The organism is Claveliimonas bilis (assembly GCF_020892095.1).
Lineage (GTDB): Bacteria > Bacillota > Clostridia > Lachnospirales > Lachnospiraceae > Claveliimonas > Claveliimonas bilis.
Genome location: NZ_AP024845.1, coordinates 2,783,622 through 2,808,788, shown reverse-complemented (window position 1 = coordinate 2,808,788; position 25,167 = coordinate 2,783,622). Strand labels below are relative to the sequence as shown.

18 protein-coding genes are annotated in these 25,167 nt (G+C 45.1%); 4 read left to right on the top strand and 14 right to left on the bottom strand.

Going from position 1 to position 25,167, the window contains the following annotated elements:
- Nucleotides 1-16 precede the first annotated feature (16 nt).
- From EUBC25_RS13545 to EUBC25_RS13505, 9 genes are all read right to left on the bottom strand, one after another.
- Nucleotides 17-1,531 carry a 4Fe-4S dicluster domain-containing protein gene (locus tag EUBC25_RS13545; RefSeq protein ID WP_230106010.1) on the bottom strand — a complete coding sequence of 505 codons (1,515 nt, stop codon included), beginning with the start codon at nucleotides 1,529-1,531 and terminating at the stop codon, nucleotides 17-19.
- A gap of 99 nt (nucleotides 1,532-1,630) precedes the next feature.
- Nucleotides 1,631-4,018 carry a homocysteine S-methyltransferase family protein gene (locus EUBC25_RS13540; RefSeq protein WP_230106009.1) on the bottom strand — a complete coding sequence of 796 codons (2,388 nt, stop codon included), beginning with the start codon at nucleotides 4,016-4,018 and terminating at the stop codon, nucleotides 1,631-1,633.
- A complete protein-coding gene (locus tag EUBC25_RS13535; RefSeq protein WP_230106008.1) occupies nucleotides 4,015-4,665 on the bottom strand; it encodes a vitamin B12 dependent-methionine synthase activation domain-containing protein in 651 nt (216 codons plus the stop codon). The genes EUBC25_RS13540 and EUBC25_RS13535 overlap by 4 nt, the downstream gene beginning before the upstream one ends.
- Nucleotides 4,666-4,675: 10 nt before the next feature.
- Entirely contained in the window at nucleotides 4,676-5,545 is an 870-nt protein-coding gene (metF, locus tag EUBC25_RS13530) for a methylenetetrahydrofolate reductase [NAD(P)H] (protein ID WP_230106007.1), read from the bottom strand.
- 58 nt (nucleotides 5,546-5,603) lie between these two features.
- Nucleotides 5,604-7,040 carry a glycogen synthase GlgA gene (gene glgA, locus EUBC25_RS13525; protein ID WP_230106006.1) on the bottom strand — a complete coding sequence of 479 codons (1,437 nt, stop codon included), beginning with the start codon at nucleotides 7,038-7,040 and terminating at the stop codon, nucleotides 5,604-5,606.
- A gap of 73 nt (nucleotides 7,041-7,113) precedes the next feature.
- Complete coding sequence (gene spo0A, locus EUBC25_RS13520) at nucleotides 7,114-7,905, bottom strand: sporulation transcription factor Spo0A (protein WP_230106005.1); 792 nt, start codon at nucleotides 7,903-7,905, stop codon at nucleotides 7,114-7,116.
- 117 nt (nucleotides 7,906-8,022) lie between these two features.
- Nucleotides 8,023-9,087 carry a SpoIVB peptidase gene (gene spoIVB, locus EUBC25_RS13515; protein WP_230106004.1) on the bottom strand — a complete coding sequence of 355 codons (1,065 nt, stop codon included), beginning with the start codon at nucleotides 9,085-9,087 and terminating at the stop codon, nucleotides 8,023-8,025.
- A gap of 128 nt (nucleotides 9,088-9,215) precedes the next feature.
- A complete protein-coding gene (locus EUBC25_RS13510) occupies nucleotides 9,216-9,800 on the bottom strand; it encodes an ANTAR domain-containing response regulator (RefSeq protein ID WP_230106003.1) in 585 nt (194 codons plus the stop codon).
- A gap of 24 nt (nucleotides 9,801-9,824) precedes the next feature.
- On the bottom strand, nucleotides 9,825-11,048 hold the full coding sequence (locus EUBC25_RS13505; protein ID WP_230106002.1) for a glutamine synthetase family protein: 1,224 nt from the start codon (nucleotides 11,046-11,048) through the stop codon (nucleotides 9,825-9,827).
- A gap of 374 nt (nucleotides 11,049-11,422) precedes the next feature.
- Between EUBC25_RS13505 and EUBC25_RS13500 the strand changes: the two genes are divergently transcribed.
- Genes EUBC25_RS13500 through EUBC25_RS13485 form a run of 4 tightly spaced genes read left to right on the top strand, consistent with a single transcriptional unit; the run spans nucleotide 11,423 to nucleotide 21,137 of the window.
- Entirely contained in the window at nucleotides 11,423-13,516 is a 2,094-nt protein-coding gene (locus EUBC25_RS13500; RefSeq protein ID WP_230106001.1) for a glutamine synthetase III family protein, read from the top strand.
- A gap of 25 nt (nucleotides 13,517-13,541) precedes the next feature.
- Nucleotides 13,542-15,122, top strand: coding sequence for an asparagine synthase B (asnB, locus tag EUBC25_RS13495; protein WP_230106000.1), 1,581 nt, complete (start codon nucleotides 13,542-13,544; stop codon nucleotides 15,120-15,122).
- Nucleotides 15,123-15,140: 18 nt separating this feature from the next.
- A complete protein-coding gene (gene gltB, locus EUBC25_RS13490; protein WP_230105999.1) occupies nucleotides 15,141-19,661 on the top strand; it encodes a glutamate synthase large subunit in 4,521 nt (1,506 codons plus the stop codon).
- 21 nt (nucleotides 19,662-19,682) lie between these two features.
- Nucleotides 19,683-21,137 carry a glutamate synthase subunit beta gene (locus tag EUBC25_RS13485; protein ID WP_230105998.1) on the top strand — a complete coding sequence of 485 codons (1,455 nt, stop codon included), beginning with the start codon at nucleotides 19,683-19,685 and terminating at the stop codon, nucleotides 21,135-21,137.
- Nucleotides 21,138-21,192: 55 nt separating this feature from the next.
- Here EUBC25_RS13485 and EUBC25_RS13480 read toward each other — a convergent pair whose 3' ends face one another.
- The 5 genes from EUBC25_RS13480 to EUBC25_RS13460 all read right to left on the bottom strand — a co-directional run bounded on the left by EUBC25_RS13480 (nucleotide 21,193) and on the right by EUBC25_RS13460 (nucleotide 25,103).
- On the bottom strand, nucleotides 21,193-22,062 hold the full coding sequence (locus EUBC25_RS13480; RefSeq protein WP_230105997.1) for an Rpn family recombination-promoting nuclease/putative transposase: 870 nt from the start codon (nucleotides 22,060-22,062) through the stop codon (nucleotides 21,193-21,195).
- Between the two features lie 529 nt (nucleotides 22,063-22,591).
- The gene (locus EUBC25_RS13475; RefSeq protein WP_230105996.1) at nucleotides 22,592-23,287 is read right to left on the bottom strand and encodes a TVP38/TMEM64 family protein; all 696 of its coding nucleotides are present in this window, start codon (nucleotides 23,285-23,287) and stop codon (nucleotides 22,592-22,594) included.
- A 14-nt stretch (nucleotides 23,288-23,301) separates the two neighbouring features.
- Nucleotides 23,302-24,234, bottom strand: a complete 933-nt coding sequence (locus tag EUBC25_RS13470) for a sulfurtransferase (RefSeq protein ID WP_230105995.1) — start codon at nucleotides 24,232-24,234, stop codon at nucleotides 23,302-23,304.
- A 126-nt stretch (nucleotides 24,235-24,360) separates the two neighbouring features.
- Nucleotides 24,361-24,801 carry a C-GCAxxG-C-C family protein gene (locus EUBC25_RS13465; protein ID WP_230105994.1) on the bottom strand — a complete coding sequence of 147 codons (441 nt, stop codon included), beginning with the start codon at nucleotides 24,799-24,801 and terminating at the stop codon, nucleotides 24,361-24,363.
- Nucleotides 24,795-25,103, bottom strand: coding sequence for an ArsR/SmtB family transcription factor (locus EUBC25_RS13460; RefSeq protein WP_230105993.1), 309 nt, complete (start codon nucleotides 25,101-25,103; stop codon nucleotides 24,795-24,797). The genes EUBC25_RS13465 and EUBC25_RS13460 overlap by 7 nt, the downstream gene beginning before the upstream one ends.
- Between the last annotated feature and the right edge of the window lie 64 nt (nucleotides 25,104-25,167).

Below are 25,167 nucleotides of genomic sequence, written 5' to 3'. Positions count from 1 at the left end.
CTTTTGCCGTTTTACTCTACTTCAGTTCAATTTCTTCCAGTTCTTTTGGCGGAATCTGCCTGGAGGAAGCTTTTACAAAATCTTTAATCTTTTTCTGTGCTTTTGCCACCGGAATATTAGTTCCTGCTCCTGCTACACATCCTCCCGGACAGCCCATTCCTTCAATAAGGCATCCGTTCATCTTGCCTGCCTTTGCCAGAGCCAGTACCTTTTTACATTCCGCAAGTCCTTCCGCATGTTCAATCTTGACCTCCACATCCGGATAATAGGCGTTGATGCATTTTTCAATCGCTTCCGCAACGCCTCCCGCTACGGCATAGCCACGGCCTGCACCTGTTGCATTGTGGAACGAGGACTCTGCCTCATATTTCTCCAGGTCGATTCCCTTGGCGTCAAACATGGCCTGCAGTTCTTCAAAGGTAATGACAAAATCCACGTCACTTCGCACAGTACGCCGCATTGCCTCCAGTTTCTTGGCCGCACAGGGACCTATAAATACAACTTTGGAATCCGGGTGCTGCTGTTTGATGGTACGCGCCGTTGCCACCATAGGCGTCAGCTCCTGTGACACCTCTTCAATCAGATCCGGGAAATATTTCTTCGCCAGCATCGCCCAGGAAGGACAGTAGGATGTCAGAAGGAAAGGCAACTCTCCTGTCGTCACCTTGTTCACATAGTGGTGGGCTTCCGCTACAGCTCCGATATCCGCTCCCAGCGCCACTTCATAAAATCCTTCAAACCCCAGCTCCTGAAGCGCTGCTTTTAAATTCCTTGGAGTGATGTTGTCTCCAAACTGCCCTGCATATGCCGGCGCAATCTCAGCAATCACCTTATCTCCCTTCTTTAACGCATGTGCAAGCTGGAAAATCTGTGACTTATCGGAAATAGCACCAAATGGGCAGTTTACCATACACATACCGCAGGATACGCATTTCTCTGTATTAATATAGGCTCGTCCCATCTTATCTGACTCAATAGCGCCTACTCCGCAGGCTTTCTGACAGGGACGCTCTTTCTTGGAAATCGCATCATAGGGACAGACTGCTTTACACTTGCCGCATTTGATGCATTTCTCCTGGTCAATATAAGATCTGCCTTTCACAAAAGAAATCGCATTTTTCGGACAGACTTCCATACATGGGTGAGCAAGACATCCCTTACACATGTTGCTGACTTCGTACCCTCTCTCCTCGCAGGCCTCGCACGCCGATGGAATTACCTGCATAAGAGGCGGCTCATAATATTTGTCGGAAATATTGCTGGCTTCTACTCCGGCTGTCAAATGTACCGGACGGTTTTCCGGCCGCAGAGAAAGTCCCATTGCAAGCCGCAGACGCTCACGCACAATCGCACGTGCACGGTACACGCTTTCCCTGTATTTTACTTTTGAATCTTCATTAACAATTGCATACGGAATCGCTTCCATGTCATCGTTGAGCGTTTCGTCATTGGACTGGAATCCAAGACGGGCCACCTCCTCAAATACCTTTCTGCGTATCTGACGGACTGTGGTATTCAGACCTCTCATCATAGAACAGTTTCCTCCTATTCTTCTCTCATCTTTCACTCTCACTATAGACAAACGTTAATTTTCTGTCAATACAACTGCATGTACAAAATTAAAAACATATCATTCTCCGAAAAGTTCCTGTGCGTAATAGACAGACTGCATCGCATCCTTTCCATAGAAATCGGCGCCGATCATATCCGCATATTCCTGGTTAAGTACTGCTCCTCCCACCATGACTTTGCAGTCCGGCTTTGCCTTACGAAGCTGCTTTATGGTTTCTTCCATGCTTCCTACCGTTGTTGTCATCAAAGCGCTTAATCCTACAAGGCGTATATTCTGCTCCACCGCTTTTTCCACGATTTCTTCCGGAGGAACGTCCTTTCCCATGTCGATGATATCAAAACCGTAATTTTCCAGAAGTACTTTTACAATATTTTTTCCAATATCATGGATATCGCCTTTTACTGTTGCAAGAATAATCTTGGCCTTCTTCTCTTTTTCTTTTCCCTCTGCAGCCATTTTATCTTTCAGAACTGCAAACGCCTCCTTGGCGGCATCTGCACTCATCAAAAGCTGCGGAAGAAATACCGTACCTTTCTCGAATCCTTTCCCCACCTGGTCGAGAGCCGGAATCAATTCCTCATCTATTATAGAAAGAGGCTGCTTTTCTTCCACCATCCTTGCTGTGAGCAAATGGGCTTCTTCCTTCAGTCCTTTTTCTATGGTCTGCTTCAGGGTAAGTCCGGAAACTTCAGAAGCTGCCCCGAAAGCTGCTGAAATATTCCCATACTGACGGATATATTCTTCACAGTTCTTGTCATAATTCATCAGCGCACAGTAAGAATAGTAAGAGCGCATCATTTCTTCTGATGAAGGATTGATAATGCCCGCACTCAAACCTCTCTGCATTGCCATAGTAAAGAAATTGGAATTAACTGCAGGACGGTAAGGAAGACCGAACGAAATATTGGATACTCCCAGCACTGTACGGACGCCATAGGTTTTTCTCACCAGTTCCAGCGCCTCCAACGTCGTCTTTGCACCTTCCGGATCAGAGCTGATCGTCATGGCAAGTACGTCGATAACGATATTCTTTGCCTCGATTCCGTATTTTTTCGCTTCACGAATAATTTTCCCCGCAATTGCAAGCCGCCCTTCTGCTGTATCCGGTATCCCATTTTCGTCCAGCGTAAGTCCAACGACTACTCCACCGTATTTCTGTATCAGAGGAAATACCTGATCCATTGATTCCTGTTTCCCGTTGACAGAATTGATCATAGGCTTTCCATTATACAGACGCATAGCCGCCTCCATAGCTTCGGTGTTTACAGTGTCGATCTGAAGAGGAAGGCTGGTAATGCTCTGGAGACTGCTCACCACATCCGTCATCATTTCTTTCTCATCAATATCAGGAAGTCCCACATTGACATCAAGAATATGCGCGCCCTTATCCTGCTGTGTCACTGCTTCTTTCAAAATATAATCAAGGTCATGCTCTTTCAAAGCCTGACGGAATTTCTTCTTCCCGGTAGGATTGATCCGTTCTCCAATGATAACCGGCTTCTCTCCGATCACAACAGCCTTTCCATAAGAGGACACGATGGTATCTGTTTTCGGCACAGGTGCTTTTACCGGCAGATCGCGGCATCTCTTTGTCATACGGAGGATATGTGCCGGAGTTGTTCCGCAGCAGCCGCCAATGACACAGGCACCTTTTTTTACAATATTTTCCATAGCTTCTGCAAAAGCTTCCGGCTCCACGTCATACCATGTCTTTCCATCCCTCTGCTTCGGGAGCCCGGCATTAGGCTTCACGATCACAGGCAGGGATGTATAGCGCATGATCTCTTCCAATACGGGCATCATCTGCTCCGGTCCCAGACCGCAGTTAATACCCAGTGCATCTACCCTAAGTCCTTCCAGCAATGCTACAACAGATGGAACATCCCCTCCTGTGAGAAGTTTGCCCTTTTCATCAAAAATCATTGTCGCAAAAACAGGCAGAGAAGTATTCTCTTTCGCCGCAAGGACTGCGGCTTTGATCTCGTAGGTGTCACTCATAGTCTCAATGTGGATCAGATCAGCTCCTGCCGCCTCTCCATACACCGCCGCCTCTTTAAAGGCATCATAAGCTTCCTCAAAACTCAGATCTCCAAGGGGCTTCAAAAGCTTTCCCGTAGGGCCGATATCCAGAGCCACATAAACTTCTCTCCCGTCATGAACACCGAAATTGGCTCCTTCTTTCGCGTTCACTACTGCTGCTGTAATAATGTCCTCCAACTCATACTGGCTGCCGTGAAATTTCAGAGCATTTGCTCCAAAGGTATTGGTAAGGACAATATCGCTGCCCGCCTCAAAATACTGGCGATGGATATCCAATACCTCTTCAGTGTGTTCAATATTCCAGTTTTCCGGCAGTTCTCCCGGTTTTAATCCTTTTTCCTGAAGGAGAGTTCCCATTCCTCCATCAAAAAACAGCAGTTCCTTTCCAAGCCGATCTAATATCATCCTTCGTTCCTCCGATACATACAGTCTCTTTTTTCACATTCCTCGCAGCCTTTTCTGTGGCAGGGTTCCCTGTGGGTACTGACTCCAATCACCGCTGTCACTGATTTTATAGGAGTCAGCATATTCCCGTCTGTCATGGTAAGGCCGATCTTTTTCGGTGCATCCAGCATTCCAAGGATCTGCCCCTGATGCTCAATGGAAAAATCCCCATACCCCGGACTGAACCTGGGGCGCAGGTATTTCCCTTCCTTCAGAAGTTCTTCTGCAATCTGATCTTGTCTCTCATCCAGATACTCCTCCAGCATAGCGGCCGCACAGGCCTGCAGAACCACAGCTTTGGCCATATCAGTCAAAGAAGCCCGGCGCATAAGGATATCCACTCCTGTTCCCAATGTAGCTCCCAGCATAACTGCTTCCTGACACCCCTTCATATTTTTCCCGAGACTTTTGCTTTTTATTTCCATTCCACCAATCTTTAACCGGTCATCTGTTATGTCAGATACAAGAAAAATGCGGTAGACGATCCGGGCGTTTGCTACCTTCTCCAATTCCTGAAAGGAATGTTGGATCAGGTTCAGTGTCGCCTCATCTACCGCATGTCTGCCATAGCCAAGATACCGGACTGCTTCTTTTGTCCTCGTATCCATATATCTCCTCTTACGCCTTTATAATTTCTGACAAGTTTTCCATGATCGCTCCTGCAATTTCCGGCTTATTCATGGAATAAATATGAATATTGCGGATTCCATTGGCAATCAGATCTACAATCTGATCTGTTGCATAGGCAATGCCTGCCTGCTGCATAGCAGCCGGATTGTCTCCAAAGTAGTCTACCACTGCACGGAAGCGCTCCGGAAGAATTGTTCCGGAAAGCTGGCAGATTCTGGCAATCTGCTTTCCATTTGTCACCGGCATAATTCCCGGAAGTACCGGAATTGTAATTCCCTGCTCCCGAATACGGTACAGAAAATTGTAGAAGATATTATTATCAAAAAACATTTGCGTTGTCAGAAAATCTACTCCGCAGTCCACCTTCTTTTTCAGATTCCGGATATCATCTTTCTTATGTTCTGTGTCAACATGTCCCTCCGGGTAGCATGCTGCCCCGATACAAAAATCGCCCTGCTGCTTGATATCTTCAATCAACTCGCTTGCATATTTATAGTGATTCGGAAGAGGGAACTCTGTATCTGCCGGTATATCTCCCCGAAGAGCCAGTATATTTTCTATTCCCTTTTCTTTCAGATTTTCTATCACCGTATGTACTTCTTCTTTAGTAGAAGATACACAGGTCAAGTGTGCCAGGCTTGTTACATGGAAATCATCCTGGATCTGTGAAGCGATACTGGCTGTATTTTTGCTGGTTCCTCCGCCGGCGCCGTATGTCACGCTCATAAATGCCGGTTTCAGCGCTGCGATCTTCTCGGTAGCTCTTAAAACCGATTCATATCCGGCGTCTGTTTTTGGCGGAAATACCTCAAAGGAAATATGTACTTTCTCTTCTTTCAAAATATCTTTTATCTTCATGTCCGTCCTCTCCTAATGCTGTGTAATTTTTCTTTCATTTTTTATTTCATTTTTATGGTTACAGTTCATCATAGAGCTGCTCATACTGTTTCGCTGAACTGTTCCATGAAAAATCTTTTTCCATGCCTCTTTCCACAATCTTATTCCAGTCCCTCTTGCGGTCATAGAAGATCCTTTGTGCATAGCGCACTGTGGCAAGCATTTCATGTGCATTATAATTCATAAAACTGAATCCTGTTCCGGTTTTCTCATATTCGTTATAGGGCTCTACCGTATCTTTCAGTCCGCCGGTTTCACGTACGATCGGCACTGTCCCGTATCGAAGGCTCATAAGCTGGCTTAAGCCGCATGGCTCAAACAGCGACGGCATGAGAAAAGCGTCGCAGGAAGCATAAATCTTGTGAGACATAGGCTCGGAATAATAAATATTGGCCGATACTTTTCCCGGGTATTTCCATGCAAAATGGCGGAACATATTCTCATACTGTGCTTCTCCGGTACCGAGAACCACGATCTGTACAGCATCCTGACAAAGCTCGTCCATCACACAGGAAATCAGATCAAATCCTTTCTGATCTGTCAGACGGGAAACAATACCGATCATCATAACATGATGATCCTGTTCCAGGTTCAGTTCCTGCTGCAGAGCCATTTTATTTTTGATCTTTTCTTTACGGAAATTATCTACCGAATAATTTCTTGCAATATGCTTGTCTGTCTCCGGATTGTAATCATCATAATCAATCCCGTTTACAATACCTGACAGACAGTTTGACCTGGCATTCATGAGACCGTCCAGCTTTTCTCCGTAGAACGGCATTTTAATTTCCTCTGCATAGGTATTACTTACAGTTGTAATGCGGTCTGCATAGACAATACCGCCCTTCAGATAATTTGCATCCTTATAGGCTTCCAGCTTGTCCGGTACAAAATAGTAGGGCGGAAGTCCTGTAATATCCTGTACCCTCTTTGTGTCCCATGTACCCTGGAATTTCAGGTTATGTATTGTCATGATGGTCTTGATTCCTCTGTAATATTCGTTCCCATAGCGGAAATTATCCAGATACACCGGCACAAGTCCTGTCTGCCAGTCATGACAGTGGATGATATCCGGACGGAAATCAATCACCGGAAGGGCCGAGAGCACTGCTTTTGAAAAGAATGCAAATTTTTCAATATCAGCATAAATATCTCCATAGGGAGCCCAGCCGCTGAAATAGTATTCATTATCTATAAAATAAAACGTTATCCCTTCATACTCCAACTCCAGAATCCCAACATATTCCGTTCTCCAGTTCAGATCCATGTAAAAATGTGTCCGATACTGCATCTGGTTTCTCCATTCTTCCTTGATGCAAAGATACTTCGGAAGCATCACCCGGACATCATATTTTTCTTTATCAAAATATTTCGGCAAAGAGCCGACTACATCTGCCAGTCCTCCCGTCTTTATAAACGGTACAGATTCTGACGCCGCAAAAAGTATTTTTTTCATGATCAAGATCCTCCCATCCTCACAATATACGCTATAAAAATATTATATCGTATTTTTTTTCAGATGAAAAGAGTTATCTGTTTTTATATTCCAATCTGAGTGTGTCTGCAATAAGCGCAATAAACTCCGAATTGGTCGGTTTTCCCTTTCCATTGCTTACAGTATATCCAAACAGTTCATCCAGGGTATCCAGTTTTCCTCTGCTCCATGCCACCTCGATCGCATGGCGGATGGCTCTTTCTACTCTGCTCGCGGTGGTTTGATGGTGTTTGGCCACAGTGGGATACAATACTTTTGTCACCGCATTGAGCACATCCATATCTTCCACGGCCATCATAATAGCATCTCTAAGATAGTGATATCCTTTGATATGGGCCGGTATACCAATTTCATGGATCATATCAGTCACCCGGGTTTCCAGACTTACCTGCGGATCTTCTTCTTTAGAATGGCCGGCTTCGCTGATATGAGAAAATGCATTTGTCCCTTTCTGCCCCACCTGCTTGATCCTATCCAGTATCATCTCATTATTAAAAGGCTTCATCACATAGTACACTGCCCCTTTATTAAATGCATCTTCCGTAATTCTTTCCTGCCCCACAGCTGTTACTACAATAAAATTCGGTCTCTTTTTCAAGGTTTTGTCATGATTCACATGGTCCATCACACTTAGACCATCCATCTTTGGCATGATCAGATCAAGAAGGACAACATCCGGCTCCTTTTCCCTTATGACACTGCACATGTCTTCCCCGTTATTTGCCTTTCCCACCAGATTTAACTCCCGGTCGCTGTTTATAATTTCGCCAAGCAGTTCCAGGATTCTTTCATTGTCGTCGGCGATCGCTACGCGAATCTCTCCCATTCCATAATCCTCCTATCTTTTTCTTGAAAAACTGTCAAGGAAAATTATAGAATCCACAAGTCGCGAAATCAAGAAATTAAGGTCGTAAAATCTCGACAGGGTTCTTCCATTTTCAGATTATTCGATATGTTTCAACATATCCTGTATAAAAATTCCGTATCCTTCTTTGGGGTTATTTACAAACACGTGCGTCACCGCTCCAACGATCTTATTGTCCTGAATGATGGGACTTCCACTCATCCCCTGCACAATTCCTCCAGTCAGCTCCAAAAGCTCTTTATCTGTCACTTCAATCTGCAGTTTTTTATTGGATTCTTTGGCGTTTTCGTCGACTTTTGTAATACGAATCTCATAATCTTTTACGCTGCCGCTTACTGCGCAGTGTACCACGGCTTCTCCTTCTTTCACCTCTGACTCGTCAAGAACCGGTTCCATGGGCGTGGTATCCGTAAAAAGCGTATCTACCCGGTCAAGTTTTCCGTATATTCCCTCACTTGTATTCTCCTGTATCGTCCCCAGAATATTATAATTATTGTACACGATAATTCCTTCCATGCCACCCGGTGTTCCATTTTCTCCTTTCTGTATATCTTTGATGCTTGTGGTATACAAAAGACCGTCTGCTGCATTCAGAAGCTGCCCTGTATCTGTGTCGCGAATACCGTGTCCCAGAGCGCCGAACTGACTGTCGGCATTTAAAAATGTCACTGTGCCAAGTCCCTGTGCATTGTCTCTTACCCATATCCCGAGCTTATATTCGTTCCTTTCACACCGCACGGCTTTCATACGAATATCAATCTTTTGATTATTCCGCAGTACAGTCAGAACAATATCATCGCTTTCCAGAGCTGCCACCGCCTCGATCAGCTGGGATTTATTTTTAATCTCCTCGTCATCCAGGGCAATAATATAATCACCCTCTTTTACAAGATGAGCGGCCGGTTCATGTTCCTCTCCATCTTCACCGGTTACTCCTTCTGTTCCCAATACAAGAGCTCCTTCCGTTTCCAGGTAAATCCCCACCGGCATTCCTCCGGGAATCAAAAGCTCATTGGAAGTATCGGCCCCCACCTCTTTCTCCAAAGCTTTCTGATTTGTTCGGATCACATACCAGCTGCCTCCTACAGAAAAGGCAAATACCAGTATCATCACAATCATTCGTCTGTACCAAAATCTTCTCATACTGTCTCTCCACTATCCATCTGTCTTTTTTCATCGTATAGAAAAGTTCATTTCCTATGTTAGTATGCGAAGAAGGAAAACTTTTACACTGGTAAAAACTGGTATCCCCTCACTTTATATATCATATGTTACATCTCTTTCAGGATTTCCTCTGCAATTTCTATTTTCCGGACACAGCGGTCCATTGCCTTTCTTTCAATGTATCTGTGGGCGTCGGGTTCGCTCATTTTCCTTTGATCCACCAGGATCCATTTTGCACGGTCAATGGTGCGAAGCTCCTGCATCTTTTCTTTCAGCCGTCTGGATTCCTTTTCCATCCTCTTTATTTTCATCTGCAGAGCGCTTAGCATTTTAACCGCTATATACAGGTTCTGTTTTGTCGTCGGCTTGGGAAGCGCTATAATTCCATAATCTTCCACCTGACAGACAACCTGCTCGTACATTTCATTTTTTACAAGCAGAAGAATCCCCATATTGTGATGCTGCTCTGACAGATCAATTGCTGTGCGCACGCCAAAATCATCGGCCAGAGGTGTGTTTATAATAAGAATATCGTACATATGGCTGACACAGAGACGTTTGGCATCTCCGGCAGCCGCCGTGCATGATACATCCTTATATTGCGGCCCCGGAAATGTCTCTCTAAAGAGGTCAGCCATTTTTTCTGCCCTGGACACGATCAATATGCGGTATCTTTCTTTTTCTGTGAGCATGTCCTCTCTCCTTTTCTGATCGTTCTAGGCTTTCAAAGGTTTCTTGTATACTTCCAGGTAAGCTTCCGGTAAAACTTCTTTTATAAGCGGACTTGCACTTGCCGCATCCCATGCTTCACCTCTGCTCTCCGGCAGCTTTTTCAGATGGTCGGTTACTTCATTTCCGGCTCTGTAAAGGTTAACGTTCGCCGGCTCCATCAAAGGAAGATCATTCTCTATTCCATCCAGACCTGCATAGATCAAAAGGGCAAATGCCAGATATGGATTGGCTGTCGGATCCGGTGAGCGCAGCTCGATTCGTTTGCGGCCGTTTTTTACAGCCGGAATCCGGATTAACTGCGACCGGTTTTCCGGCGACCAGGTAATATATTTGGGTGCTTTCTTTTCCCCAAGTCTCATATAAGAATCTTCAGACGGATTTAAAAACAGAGTGATTTCCCGGATATGCTCCAAAATTCCGCTCATAAACTGCCTGTTATAATCCTCACCATCTTCGCTTTGTACCGACATGTTAATATGCATCCCGTTTCCTGCATATTCTTTCACCGGTTTTGGCGAAAAATCAGCGCTAAGCCCATTCCCCATTGCCGCTGTTCGCACGATCCATTTAAAAGAAGATGTGTTGTCAGCAGCGCTCAGAGCATCGCTGTACTGAAAATCAATCTCATTTTGCCCCGGTCCTTCCTCATGGTGAGAAGCTTCCGGCTCGATTCCCATATCAATCAGTGTAAAACAGATCTCCCGCCGTATATTTTCCCCTTTATCCTCCGGCGCAATATCCATATATCCTGCATGATCAAATGGAATCCTGGTAGGTCTGCCCTTTTCGTCTGTCTCAAACAGATAAAACTCTACTTCTGTACCAAAGTAAACTGTCAGTCCTTTCTCTTTTGCCTTCTCTACAGCCTTTTTCAAAATATACCTGCTGTCTTTCTCGTACAAAGTACCGTCCGGATACCGAATGTCACAATACATCCTGGCCACTCTTCCCACAGACGGTCTCCACGGAAGAATGGAAAATGTAGATGGATCAGGATGGAGGAAAAGGTCGCTTTTCACTTCATCTCCAAAACCTTCCACCGCTGATGCATCAAAAGAAATCCCCTCCCGGAACGCTCTCTCCAGCTGTCCCGGCATAATGGAAATATTTTTCTGTATTCCGAATACATCAAAAAAGGCAAGTCGGATAAATTTCACATCCTCCTCGTCCACAAAATCCATGACCTTTTCATATTCATATGCGCTCATAAAACCCTTCCTTTCACGGATAAAATAAAAAGGTATTCGTCCACAGGGCAAGCTGACCCCTTTTTGCCATCTTCCCCCGTGAAGAACACCTTTGCCCTTACTCTTTTTATATAGGTGAAATATAACGGATTTCCTGTTATTTGTCAACTTTTGTCTGCCTCCGGCTAAAGATTGTATGGAAATAAATACATAGAAATCATTTGACAAACTTGCTTTTGAGCAGTATAGTCATAGGCATAGAAACGGCAAAGGCGCTGTTTTCCCTTCATGTAAGGGAAGGCGGCGCTTTTGTCGTTTCTGTTCTTTTACAGAAAAGTCTAAAGACTTTCTTCGTTTAATAACGTTAATAAAATGAAAAAGGAGATGCAGAGTATATGAGTACAGTTACAGAAAAATTCGGTTCCATGGTTTTCGATGAATCTGTCATGAAAGAGCGGCTTCCAAAAGAAACATTCCGCCAGCTTCAAAGAACAATGAAAGACGGAAGAAGCCTGGACATCAATATTGCAAATGTAGTTGCAAACGCCATGAAGGACTGGGCCATCGAAAAAGGCGTAACCCATTATACCCACTGGTTCCAGCCTATGACAGGAAGAACCGCTGAAAAGCATGACAGTTTTATTTCGCCTGACCAGGATGGAAAAGTGATCATGGAGTTCTCCGGCAAAGAACTGGTACAGGGCGAACCGGATGCTTCTTCCTTCCCTTCCGGAGGACTTCGGGCAACCTTTGAGGCCCGCGGGTATACTGCCTGGGATCCCACTGCTTATGCGTTCATTAAAAACGGCGTGCTTTGCATCCCCACTGCTTTCTGCTCCTACAGCGGCCATGCTCTTGACAAAAAGACCCCTCTTCTTCGCAGTATGCAGGCAATCAACCGCCAGGCTATGCGTGTAATCCGTCTGTTTGGGAACGAGGATGTAACTTCCGTCAAGACAACCGTAGGACCTGAGCAGGAATATTTCCTGGTAGATAAAAAATTTTACGAAAAACGAAAAGATCTCATCTACACAGGAAGAACACTTTTTGGCGCTCCTGCTCCAAAAGGGCAGGAACTGGAGGATCATTATTTCGGCACTATCAAATCCCGCGTCCAGGCCTATATGAAAGAACTCAATGAAGAATTATGGAAACTGGGTATTCTTGCCAAAACAGAACACAATGAGGTGGCTCCCGCTCAGCATGAACTGGCCCCCATTTTTACTACTACCAACATTGCGACCGACCATAACCAGCTGACTATGGAGCTGATGCAAAGGATTGCGAAAAAGCACGATCTTGTCTGTCTTCTTCACGAAAAGCCATTTGAAGGAATCAACGGAAGCGGAAAACACAACAACTGGTCTATTTCTACAGATACCGGCATGAACCTTCTGGAACCCGGAGACACTCCGTCTGAAAATGCCCAGTTTCTTCTGTTCCTGTGTGCAGTCATCAAAGCAGTAGATGAATATCAGGATCTTCTTCGTTTATCTGCCGCTTCCGCCGGAAACGACCACAGGCTGGGCGCAAATGAGGCTCCACCTGCCATCATTTCCATGTTCCTTGGCTCTGAACTGACTGATGTCCTTAATGCTATTGAAAAGGAAGAATCTTATGACGGACGGGAAAAAGAACTGATGCGGGTCGGCGTACATGTGCTTCCTAAATTCCCGAAAGATGCAACTGACCGGAACCGTACTTCTCCTTTTGCATTTACAGGAAATAAGTTCGAGTTCCGCATGCTGGGATCTTCTGAATCCATCTCCGGTCCCAACATCATCCTGAACACTGCAGTGGCGGAAGAACTGAAAGAGTTTGCAGATATTCTGGAAGGTGCCGACGATTTTGACCTCACACTCCATGATCTGATCCGCAAGACAATCCGGGATCACAAACGCATCATTTTCAATGGAAACGGTTATGATGATGCGTGGATCAAAGAAGCTGAAAAACGGGGACTTTTAAACTTGCGTACAACTCCAGATGCCCTGCCCCGCTTTTTGGATGAGAAAAATATCCGGCTTTTTACCTCTCACAAAGTATTCAGCAAAGAAGAAATGGAAGCACGGTATGAAATTTTAATGGAAAACTATGTCAAAGTTCTGCATATTGAAGCCCTTACTATGGCAGATATGGCAGAAAAGGATATTCTTCCTGCTGTGTCCGTTTACTGTCATTCCATGACAGATGCGGTCCTCGCCAAACAATCGCTCGGCGCTGACATAGATTGCAGCTATGAGTATACATCCGTTAAAAAGCTTTCTAGTCTGACTGCTTCTGCCTACATGAAACTGGAGAGTTTGAAAACTGTATTGGAAGAAGCAGAAGGAATCTCTGATTTTGAGAAAGAGGCCTTCCATTACCGCGATTTTGTTATTCCGGCAATGGAAAAACTCCGGACAGATATCGATGCGCTGGAATCTATGACTGCATCTTCCGCATGGCCATTCCCGTCTTACGGGGAGCTTTTGTTCGGCATTTTATAAAAATAAGTTCCTGGAGGTTACTGTTATGTGTTCAATTATGGGCTATTGTACAGCCGATGCTGATTATGATTTATTTAAGGAGGGATTTGACCGTACGATTTCCCGTGGTCCTGACGACAGCAGGATCACAGATACCGGCTTTGGACTTCTTGGTTTTCACAGACTTGCAATTATGGGACTTACGGGAGAAGGGATGCAGCCCTTCTCCCTTTCCCGCCATTATCTTGTATGCAACGGGGAGATTTACGGCTTCCGTTCTTTAAAGAAAAAACTGGAAACAAAAGGATACACATTTAAAAGTGACAGCGATTGTGAAATCCTTCTTCCCCTTTATGAGGAGTACGGCACTGATATGTTTCGCATGCTGGACGCCGAGTATGCCCTCGTCCTTTTTGACGGAAACACGCACTCCTATCTGGCTGCAAGGGATCCTATCGGTATACGTCCCCTCTATTACGGGTATGATAAAAAGGGCGCCATTGTTTTTGCCAGTGAGCCCAAAAATCTTATAGGAATCGCAGACCACATCCTTCCGTTTCCTCCCGGTCATTATTATAAAGACGGCAAATTTGTCTGTTACCGTGACATGACAAAAGTCCCTTCCGTCTGTCTGGATGACACAGAAACTGTCTGCCGGAATATTCATGACAAATTAACGGAAGGAATCCGGAAAAGACTGGATTCGGACGCACCTCTCGGCTTTCTGTTGAGCGGAGGACTGGATTCTTCCCTGGTCTGCGCCATTTCCGCCCGCATACTGGATCGTCCTATCCGCACCTTTGCCATCGGCATGAGCGAGGACGCTATTGATCTGAAATATGCAAAAGAAGTGGCCGACCACATTGGAAGCGAGCATACGGAAATCATCATCACAAAAGAGGATGTTATCTCTTCTCTGCCTGATGTGATCCAGGCTCTTGGCACATTTGACATTACAACGATCCGCGCATCTGTCGGTATGTATCTGATCTGCAAGGCAATCCATGAGACTACCGATATCCGTGTCCTGATGACCGGAGAAATATCCGATGAGCTGTTCGGCTATAAATATACGGATTTTGCCCCTTCCAAAGAGGCCTTTCAGGAGGAGTCCGCAAAAAGAATAAGGGAACTTCATATGTACGATGTCTTAAGAGCTGACCGCTGCATCAGCGTCAACTCTATGGAAGCAAGGGTTCCCTTCGGCGATCTGGACTTTGTTTCCTATGTAATGTCTGTCGATCCCGCTAAAAAGATGAATATCTATCAGAAAGGAAAATATCTTCTCCGCCATGCTTTTGAAGGCGACTATCTTCCCTATGATATTCTCATGCGTGAAAAGGCTGCATTCTCAGACGCTGTCGGTCATTCCCTGGTAGATTATCTGAAAGAATATGCCGAAAACTCTTATACAGATGACGAGTTTGAAAAAAAATGCAAAACATTTACACATGCTGCGCCTTTCACCAAGGAATCTCTTCTGTACCGGGAGATTTTCGAACAATTCTATCCCGGTCAGGGCGAAATGATCAAAGATTTCTGGATGCCCAACCGTTCCTGGAAAGGCTGTGATGTGGATGATCCCTCCGCAAGGGTACTTTCCAATTATGGTGCCAGCGGTATATAAAAATAAAAGGAGTTTACTATGAAACAAAATCAATCAACCCTCTATCAAGATCGTTTTGAACACGATGCCTGCGGTATCGGTGCCGTTGTCAGTATTGACGGCATTCAAGAACATAAAGTCCTGGATGATGCTCTTACGATTGTAGAGAAATTGGAGCACCGTGCCGGGAAAGACGCAACGGGTCAAGTCGGTGACGGGGTGGGAATACTCACACAGATTTCCCACTCCTTTTTTAAAAAAGCTGCTTCTTCGCTGGGAATCAGTCTTGGAAAAGCCGGTGATTACGGAGTCGGCATGTTCTTTTTTCCGCAGGATACGTTAAAACGCAATTTTTCGCGCAAAATGTTTGAAGTCATATTGCAAAAAAACAGCCTGCATTTACTTGGCTGGAGAAAGGTTCCTGTCCATCCGGAAATCCTGGGAGATTATGCAAGAGAGAGAATGCCCTATATCACACAGTGTTTTATTGAGCGCCCGAAAAACTGCCCGGCCGGACTGCCCTTCGACCGCCTTCTATACATTGCGAGACGGGAATTTGAACAAAGCTGTGAGGATACCTATGTGGCTTCTTTATCCTCCCGGACAATCGTATATAAGGGCATGTTCCTTGTAGGCCAGCTTCGCCGCTTCTATGACGATATGCAGGATCCCTGCTATCAGACGGCCATCGCTATGGTCCACTCGCGTTTTTCAACCAATACAACCCCCAGCTGGGAGCGGGCTCATCCTAACCGGCTGATCCTCCATAACGGGGAGATCAATACCATACGGGGCAATGCGGACCGTATGCTGGCAAGGGAAGAAACCATGCATTCTCCCGTGATCTCTGACAACATTGACAAAGTGCTCCCTGTGATCAACAGCAGCGGTTCCGACTCTGCCATGCTGGACAATACCTTAGAGTTTCTCTACATGAACGGCATGGAACTTCCTCTGGCTGTCATGATCACGATTCCGGAACCGTGGAAGCATGACCGGTATATGGATTCCTCCAAAAAAGATTTCTATCATTATTATGCCACCATGATGGAACCCTGGGACGGACCGGCTGCTATCCTTTTCTCTGACGGTGACATTATGGGCGCTGTACTGGATCGGAACGGTCTTCGTCCCTCCCGCTATTATATTACAGACGACCGCCATCTGATCCTTTCTTCCGAGGTTGGCGTACTGGATATTCCATCCGAGCATATTGTGGAAAAATCCAGGCTTCAGCCCGGACGAATCCTCCTGGTGGACACGAAACAGAAACGGGTCATCTCTGACGAGGAATGCAAAAACTATTATGCCTCCCGCCAGCCTTACGGGGAATGGCTGGATCTGAACCTTTTATATCTGAAAGATATTCCCACTCCTAACAAGAAGGTTCCTACCTATGATCAGCACAGACGGGATCAGCTCTATAAAGTATTTGGCTACACTTATGAAGATATCAAAAACGTGCTTCTTCCCATGGCTCAAAATGCTTCTGAAGCGATCGCATCTATGGGAACGGACATTCCTCTTGCCGTGCTTTCCAGGAAACACCCTCCTCTTTCCCACTATTTTAAGCAGCTGTTTGCACAGGTAACAAATCCTCCTATCGATTCTCTTCGAGAAGAAATCGTTACCGATACCACTGTTTATATCGGATCGGACGGTAACTTACTGGAAGAATCCAGTGAAAACTGTACAGTTCTGGAGGTACAAAATCCTATCCTGACCGGCGTTGACCTGATGAAGATCAAATCTCTGGATCGCCCCGGCTTTAAAAGCGCTGTCATTTCTCTTTTATACTTTAAAAACACATCGCTGGATCGGGCTTTGGATCAGCTTTTTGTCAGCTGTGACCGGGCCTATACAAAGGGGGCAAATATTCTCATTCTCTCTGACCGTGGCGTGGATGAAAATCATGTAGCCATTCCTTCTTTACTGGCTGTCTCTGCCATGGAGCAGCATCTTGTGCGCACAAAGAAAAGGACAGCTGTTTCCATCATTCTGGAAAGCGCTGAACCAAGAGATGTGCATCAGTTTGCAGCAATCCTGGGCTACGGCGCAAGAGCAGTACACCCCTATCTGGCTCACGAATGTATTTCAGAAATGATCGACAAAGGTGTGCTGGACAAAGACTACCACACAGCCATCCACGATTACAATGAAGCTATCCTTCACGGCATTGTCAAAATCGCGGCGAAAATGGGAATTTCCACCCTTCAGTCTTATCAGTCTGCCCAGATTTTTGAAGCCGTGGGAATCAGCCGGGAGGTCATTGACCGCTATTTCACCAACACTGTAAGCCGTGTGGGCGGAATCGGCCTGAAGGAAATCAATGAGGATGTCATTGCACGGCACAACCATGCCTTTGACCCCCTGGGTCTGGGTGTGGATACCACTTTGGACAGTACCGGCTTCCACCGTTTAAGAACCGGCGATGACAAAGAAGATCACCTCTATAATCCGGCTGTTATCGTCGCTCTGCAGCAGGCAGTCCAAACTGGAGATTACAAACGCTTCAAGGAATATACTGCCATGGTAGATGATGAAAATAAACCGCATACACTCCGAGGACTTCTTAAATTTCAGTATCCGGAAAACGGCGGGATTCCCATTGAAGAGGTGGAGCCTGCATCCGAAATTGTAAAACATTTTAAAACCGGAGCAATGTCCTACGGCTCTATCTCCGAAGAAGCCCACGAATGTCTGGCAATCGCCATGAACCGCCTGGGCGGAAAATCTAACTCCGGTGAAGGCGGCGAAAAACCGGAACGGCTGGGTACAGAAAAAAACAGCGCCATCAAGCAGGTCGCTTCAGGACGATTTGGAGTCACCAGTGAATATCTGGTCAGCGCCAAAGAAATTCAGATCAAAATGGCACAGGGCGCAAAGCCCGGCGAAGGCGGACATCTGCCCGGTAAAAAGGTGTATCCGTGGATTGCCAAGACCAGGCACTCTACCCCCGGCGTATCCCTGATCTCGCCTCCGCCTCATCACGATATTTATTCCATTGAAGATCTGGCGCAGCTTATTTATGATCTGAAAAATGCAAACCGGAAAGCACGTATCGCCGTGAAACTTGTCTCCGAGGCAGGCGTCGGCACCATTGCATCCGGTGTTGCAAAGGCAGGCGCACAGGTTGTTCTTATCTCCGGTCACGACGGAGGAACGGGCGCCGCTCCCCAAAGCTCCATCCACCATGCAGGACTGCCCTGGGAACTGGGACTGTCTGAAACTCATCAGACGCTGATCCGAAACCATTTAAGAAGCCGTGTCATCCTTGAAACGGACGGCAAACTCATGAGCGGCCGTGATGTTGCCATCGCATCTCTTCTTGGTGCAGAGGAATTTGGATTTGCCACCGCACCCCTTGTTACACTGGGCTGCATGATGATGCGCGTCTGCAATCTGGACACCTGTCCTGTCGGTGTGGCTACACAGAACGAATGTCTGCGGAAGCGCTTCCGCGGGAAACCGGAATATGTCATGAATTTTATGTTGTTTATTGCAGAGGAATTACGAGAGATCATGGCAAAACTTGGCTTTGCAACTCTCGCTGAAATGACAGGTCATACAGAATGCCTGACTATGCGTCATGAACCGGACGGTTCCTCCCGACGCGGCATTGATCTGTCCCGCATTCTCTCTTCCTTCCCAGAAGAAAGTGCGATCCATTTTCATCCGGAAGATGTTTATAACTTTGAACTGGAAAAAACCATTGATGAATCCATCTTACTGCCCCGCTTTGCAAAGGCACTGAAAACAGGCAAAAAGCACAGTGAATCCATCCAGGTGAACAGTGTAAACCGTACTGTCGGCACGATTCTCGGTTCTGTCATTACAGAAAACTTCCAGGATACGCTGAAAGAAGACACCTTCACTGTACACTGTCAGGGCGGAGGCGGACAGTCCTTTGGCGCTTTTATCCCAAAAGGCCTGACCCTTACTTTGGAGGGTGACGCCAATGATTATTTCGGCAAGGGACTCTCCGGCGGAAAACTGGTTGTCTATCCGCCCAAGGGCAGCACCTTTTCTGCTTCTGAAAATATTATTATCGGAAATGTTGCTCTCTACGGGGCCACTTCCGGGAAAGCTTATGTATGCGGCGTAGCCGGAGAACGTTTCTGTGTCCGCAACTCAGGGGCTACAGCAGTATCCGAAGGCTGCGGCGACCACGGTCTGGAATATATGACCGGCGGATGTGCAGTGATCCTGGGACCAACCGGGAAAAACTTTGCCGCCGGAATGAGCGGGGGCATTGCCTATGTCCTGGATCTTGAACATCAGCTTTATAAGAAACTGAACAAAGAAATGGTTACCATGTCCGAAATGACAGAAAAGCATGATATTGCAGAATTAAAAAATATTTTGAAGGATTATGAAAAAGAGACTTCCTCTCTTCTTGCCAGAGATATCCTGGAACACTTTGACGCTTATCTTCCGGGATTTAAGAAAATCCTTCCCAATGATTATCAAAAGATGCTTCATGCGATCAGCAAATATGAAGAAAAAGGGCTCTCACACGAGGATGCCGCGCTGGAAGCATTCTATGAAATCCAGAAATAAGCCGAAGGAGGAACTGATCTTATGGGAAAACCAACTGGTTTTTTAGAATATCAACGAACAGAAAATCCATCCTCTGCTCCAAAAGAGCGGATTCAGGATTATCATGAATTTCATCCGCCCCTTTCCGCAGAGGAACGGCAAAAACAGGGGGCGCGCTGTATGAACTGCGGCGTTCCCTTCTGCCAGTCCGCCCTTGTCCTTAAGGGAATGGTTACAGGCTGTCCTCTTCACAACCTGATCCCGGAGTGGAACGATGAAGTCTATCACGGAAATTTTTCACAGGCTCTTTGGCGCCTTAGAAAAACAAACAATTTCCCGGAATTTACCGGGCGCGTATGTCCTGCGCTCTGCGAAAAAGCCTGCATATGCGGTCTGAATGATGATCCGGTTACCATTAAAGACAATGAACTTTTCATCATCGAAACCGGCTTTGCATCAGGAAATATGCAGCCTGTCATTCCGCCCGTACGCACCGGAAAAACCGTAGCCGTCATCGGCAGCGGTCCTGCAGGGCTTGCCGTTGCTGATCAGCTGAATCAACGTGGACATCAGGTTACTGTATTCGAACGGGAAGACCGTCCCGGCGGACTTCTTATGTACGGCATTCCAAATATGAAGCTGGATAAATCCATCGTGCTCCGTCGTCTCTCTCTTATGGAGACAGAAGGGATCCGCTTTGTTACAAATGCAGATGTAGGGAAAAATATAGACGCAAAAAAAATCCTGAAAGATTATGATGCCGTGGTTCTTTGCTGCGGCTCCAAAAAGCCGCGGGATCTGGTCGGTGAAAACCGCCAGGTAAAAGGGATTTATTTCGCCGTGGACTTCCTGACTGCCGCCACCAAACATCTGATGGATCAGACATCTCCCATCTCTGCCAAAGGGAAAAAGGTAGTCATTGTAGGAGGCGGTGATACCGGGAACGACTGTGTCGGCACCTGCATCCGCCAGGGCTGCACCTCTGTCACCCAGATTGAAATGATGCCGAAACTTCCGGATGAACGCCTGGCATCCAATCCATGGCCTGAATGGCCCAGGATCTGTAAGACAGATTACGGTCAGGAAGAAGCCTGTGCTCTCTTCGGACATGATCCCCGTATATATGAGACAACAGTCAAAGAATTTTTATCCGACGAAAAAGGCCATCTGACAGGCATTCGCACAGTCAACGTCCGGTTTGAAAACGGTAAGATGACAGAAGTAAAAGACAGTGAACAGATCATAGAAGCTGATCTTCTGCTCATTGCAGCCGGCTTTACCGGATGTGAGGATTATATCACTGACGCATTTCAATTGGAGCGCACAGCCCGGGGCACGATTTCCACTGCCCCCTCCTCTTTTGCAGCCGGCAAAGAAAAAGTATTCACAGCCGGGGATGTGCGCCGCGGCCAGTCACTCGTTGTCTGGGCCATCGCCGAAGGCCGGCAGTGCGCCCGTGAGGTGGATCAGTATCTGATGGGATATACGAATATGTAGATTATAGTAAACAACTCCGGCTCACAAAGAGCTGGAGTTGTTTTTGCCTCACCTGTTATACAGCTGTCTTGCCTTCGGAAATCCACTTCTGAACCATACCAATGCTCTCTTTTACTACCGCTGCGATCTGCTCCACCGGCATGCCCAAATTAGCCATAGATAAAACAGTTTCCTGTTTCATTTCCATTTTTCCTTTCTCCAGTCCTCTCTCAATTCCTTCATTGTAAATCTCGTCCATCTCACGACACATACTGTCCACTCCTTCCGGCGTTTCCTTTAACTCTCTGACACGCTCTGCCAGAATCTCGCTAAACATTTCGTCTGCAGTTCTGCATTGCAGATCATACATCAAGCGCCCCAATGCTGTCTCTTTATCCTTGATTTTTGCATTCACATAGATAATGTGAGCATCGTCTTGGAAATCCTCCCGCACTTCTTCAACCTTTTTAGTAATATGATAAATGGGAAGTCCATAGCCAAGCACATCGTTTCTCGCAATAAAAATCACATAACTCTCTGGCAGTTCCTCAAAAGTCTGTCCTTCCTTCAACTCGTTTACATCTAGCAGGCTACTGTGATATCTCGCTCTTTTTACGGAAGCCCCTTCGTTTTCCTGCTGAATCTCTACATTATACCGTTTCTCTTCCATATCACAAACAACGCTGTCAAGAATGGCTGATCTTCCCTGCAGATTCTTATAATCCTTCTGCAGAATCTGCTCCTTCACTTCCAAATCTTCTCTGTCCATAATGATCCGCAAAATATACTCTGTGCATTCCCGCTTTTTCAAGACATTCCGCATGAAAATATCACTCATGATCGTAAGTCCTTCAAGGATTCGCTTGTACTTTTTATATCGGTTCTCAAGCTCATGCTCTTCCGTCGATGCATTAATTCTTCTGACGTCTTGTGTCGCTTTTTCCATAGGCAGCCTCCTTTTCTTGATCATATGAAGAGGCTCTTCCTCCCCCCTGGTTCTGTTTGTCCTGCCTTATTCTATTTTCCATACCATCCAGGAAAGAACCTCTTTACTGTATATAAATCAGTCGTAAAAGCATTGAGATATCTTTCCTGATGTGTATTTAGAAAATAAGATACAGGAAACAAGTCTAAGATGCTTACAATTTCCTGCAGAAGACACAGAAGATTGTGAAGATATAATGCTTTAGATATATGTTAACATATGTAGGGCGGTTTGTCTATATATTTGACATAATTTTTCTAATGTGGTACGCATATTCATCCCTCCTTCACTTTTCTATTTCTCTTTTATCACATCTTCACTTTACATAATTCTATCATAAAATGGAGTCAAGACCACTAGCTAAGAGGGCAATGTCATCAACTTAAATATATCAAAACATAATCCGTGTCAGAAAACAGGCCCTTGACCTGACAAAATAACAGCCATGGAAAAGCGTTTATTCATGCTCTTTTCCATGGCTGATTATATACTATAATTCTTTCTTCTGTTTTTCTGTATAAATCTTTTTTACAAGAACTACAAACGCTGAAATTGCAAAAATCAGCAGAAGTCCTGTTACTACTGTTTTCACACTTCCAGTCAGCATTCCTCCCACATAAGAATAGATTAGTGTCGCCGGAAGCTGTCCTATTCCGGTAGCAACTAAAAATGGTAATATTCCCATGGCCGTCAATCCAGCTGCATAACTTACAAAATCAAAAGATACAAACGGAAGAAGGCGGCAAATAAGAATCGTATGCTTCCCGTATTTCTCGAAATATACATCTATACTGTCTATAGCAAGCTTAGAAGTCAGTTTTTCTACTACATCACGGCCGGCAATTCTGGCGATCATAAAGCACAGAAGCGCTCCTGCCATGGCGCTGCTCCAAGAAAGGATTGCCCCTTTCCACCATCCAAAAATTGCTGCGTTTGCAAATGTAATCAAAAACGCCGGAAGGGGAGCCGCAACAGATTGAAATACCATAAGAAGAAAAGAAATCACAGCAGCATATACTCCAAATGAACGAATATATCCAATAATACTCTCTACACTCATTGAACTGAACAGCATAAATAAATAATTAATTTTAGAATTTACAGTTGGAATCCACCAGTATGCTGCAAAAATTGCTAGAACAATAAGTAATAGTATTATCCTGGCTATATTTTTCTTCTTTTTCATTACAATGTCCTCTGCTATTCTACTTCTTCTACTGCACACCACCTATAGTATGACTCATCATAATTTTTTGAATTTTCAAATCCGCACATTTCTAATATAAGCTGCATATATCCTGACCGGATTCCTGCAGTACAATATGTAACAATCTGGTCGTCTTTTGAAAGTCCTGCATCTTCGAACATCTCCGTAATTTCTGCATTACTCTTTAATGTTCCGTCTTCCTGGAATAAATCTGTATAACGGATATGAATCGCTCCCGGCAGATGTCCGCCCTTAACCTCTCCATACAGGGTCTGTCCTTCATATTCCTCATCAGCACGCACATCGACGACCTTATAATCGTCATAATCAGCCTTTAACTCATCTGTATTAATTAAATGTGTTTCATCAATGGAATCTACTACAACATCAACCGGCTCAGGTTCCGTTCCTCCTTTTGCAGTTTCAAGCCCTGCTTCCTTAAGGGCAGCAAACCCGCCATCTACCATTTTGACATTTTCATAACCTGCTGCAATTAATTCCCAGGCAATTCTTCCATCATCTCCCCAACCTTCTTGAGCAGCCGCGAAAAGAACGATCTCCTTATCTTTTGCCAAACCTTTTTCGCTCAATCTTTCACTTAAACGTTCTGGATCCAAAATACATCCCCAGTTTTCATCACCAGAAACACCGTCTTCACAAGTAGCCAGATACTGCCACATAATCGGAACTGCACCCTTAATCGTCTCTTCTGCCGCTGCTTCATCGCCTCTTGCGTCAACAAGGATAATGTTGTCCTGATTGTCTTTCACATAGTCTGCATCTACGACATACTCTCCACTAAAAGCCTCGCTTTTTGTTTCCTCTGTTCCATTTGTTTCCTCTGTTCCGGCACTTTCCTTCGGCGTACCGCAGCCAACAAGCCCCACCGTAAGCATCAATGCCAAAAATAATGCTGTCTTTTTCATTGTTTTCCTCCCTTGTAACATCAATATATTTATATATTTAGATATGTTGATATTACCAGAGACAAGATGCATTGTCCAATTGCTATTACCTATATATGTATATGCTTATAGATGATATCTATATATTTAAATTTCAATAATTCTTTCCAGGATATTGATAATGTCTGCAACTAATTGTGGACAAAATGTAACCATTTTTTGCTCTTCACGAATTTTCTTTGCTCCCTCTGGAGTCGCAAAATCTGCGTTCAAAAGTTCTTTACACATAGTCGATGGATATGTTTCAAGAAACATTTGACGAAATTGAATATTTTTAATAATGGATGCTACTTTTTGCTCTTCCCCCTCTTTCCCCGTTTTATAGTATCCGTATTTCAATCCTAACGCCATATAAGCTCCGATAATTGCTCCACAGGTCTCCCCTTGAAGCATTCCGGCGCCAAATCCGGTTGAAACTTTATATGCAGTTTTCTCATCTAAACCCAGTTTTTTGGCCCAGTAATGAAAAACGACCTGGCAACAGTCATACCCCTTATCAAATTCTTCCAACACTTCTTCCTTTAGCATTTCCTCTTATTTCCTCCTGGTTTATACCCATTGATTTTCGTAAGTGCATCAATAATCTCTTTTATCTGGTTACTGCCTTCCTCACTGATAGAATAATAAACATATTTCCCCTTTTTCCGCATATGAACCACACCCGAATCACATAGGATACGCATATGATGCGATAATGTAGACTGTCCGATCTTCAGTTGATCAATGAGTTCCGACGCACACTGTTCCCCATTCTGCAGCTGATTGATAATCTCTAAACGTCGCTCATCACAAAATGCTTTGAAAACTCTCACTGTTTCAAAATTATTCATATTCTTCACTCGCTTTAATTCTTAATTTGCTAATTGTTCTTTTTAGGCTGCATTTCCATCTACA

Coding starts and splice junctions, on each gene's coding strand:
- EUBC25_RS13545 (WP_230106010.1), bottom strand. CDS start 1,531: ATGATGAGAGGTCTGAATACCACAGTCCGTCAGATACGCAGAAAGGTA.
- EUBC25_RS13540 (WP_230106009.1), bottom strand. CDS start 4,018: ATGATATTAGATCGGCTTGGAAAGGAACTGCTGTTTTTTGATGGAGGA.
- EUBC25_RS13535 (WP_230106008.1), bottom strand. CDS start 4,665: ATGGATACGAGGACAAAAGAAGCAGTCCGGTATCTTGGCTATGGCAGA.
- metF (WP_230106007.1), bottom strand. CDS start 5,545: ATGAAGATAAAAGATATTTTGAAAGAAGAGAAAGTACATATTTCCTTT.
- glgA (WP_230106006.1), bottom strand. CDS start 7,040: ATGAAAAAAATACTTTTTGCGGCGTCAGAATCTGTACCGTTTATAAAG.
- spo0A (WP_230106005.1), bottom strand. CDS start 7,905: ATGGGAGAGATTCGCGTAGCGATCGCCGACGACAATGAAAGAATCCTG.
- spoIVB (WP_230106004.1), bottom strand. CDS start 9,087: ATGAGAAGATTTTGGTACAGACGAATGATTGTGATGATACTGGTATTT.
- EUBC25_RS13510 (WP_230106003.1), bottom strand. CDS start 9,800: ATGCTCACAGAAAAAGAAAGATACCGCATATTGATCGTGTCCAGGGCA.
- EUBC25_RS13505 (WP_230106002.1), bottom strand. CDS start 11,048: ATGAGCGCATATGAATATGAAAAGGTCATGGATTTTGTGGACGAGGAG.
- EUBC25_RS13500 (WP_230106001.1), top strand. CDS start 11,423: ATGAGTACAGTTACAGAAAAATTCGGTTCCATGGTTTTCGATGAATCT.
- asnB (WP_230106000.1), top strand. CDS start 13,542: ATGTGTTCAATTATGGGCTATTGTACAGCCGATGCTGATTATGATTTA.
- gltB (WP_230105999.1), top strand. CDS start 15,141: ATGAAACAAAATCAATCAACCCTCTATCAAGATCGTTTTGAACACGAT.
- EUBC25_RS13485 (WP_230105998.1), top strand. CDS start 19,683: ATGGGAAAACCAACTGGTTTTTTAGAATATCAACGAACAGAAAATCCA.
- EUBC25_RS13480 (WP_230105997.1), bottom strand. CDS start 22,062: ATGGAAAAAGCGACACAAGACGTCAGAAGAATTAATGCATCGACGGAA.
- EUBC25_RS13475 (WP_230105996.1), bottom strand. CDS start 23,287: ATGAAAAAGAAGAAAAATATAGCCAGGATAATACTATTACTTATTGTT.
- EUBC25_RS13470 (WP_230105995.1), bottom strand. CDS start 24,234: ATGAAAAAGACAGCATTATTTTTGGCATTGATGCTTACGGTGGGGCTT.
- EUBC25_RS13465 (WP_230105994.1), bottom strand. CDS start 24,801: ATGCTAAAGGAAGAAGTGTTGGAAGAATTTGATAAGGGGTATGACTGT.
- EUBC25_RS13460 (WP_230105993.1), bottom strand. CDS start 25,103: ATGAATAATTTTGAAACAGTGAGAGTTTTCAAAGCATTTTGTGATGAG.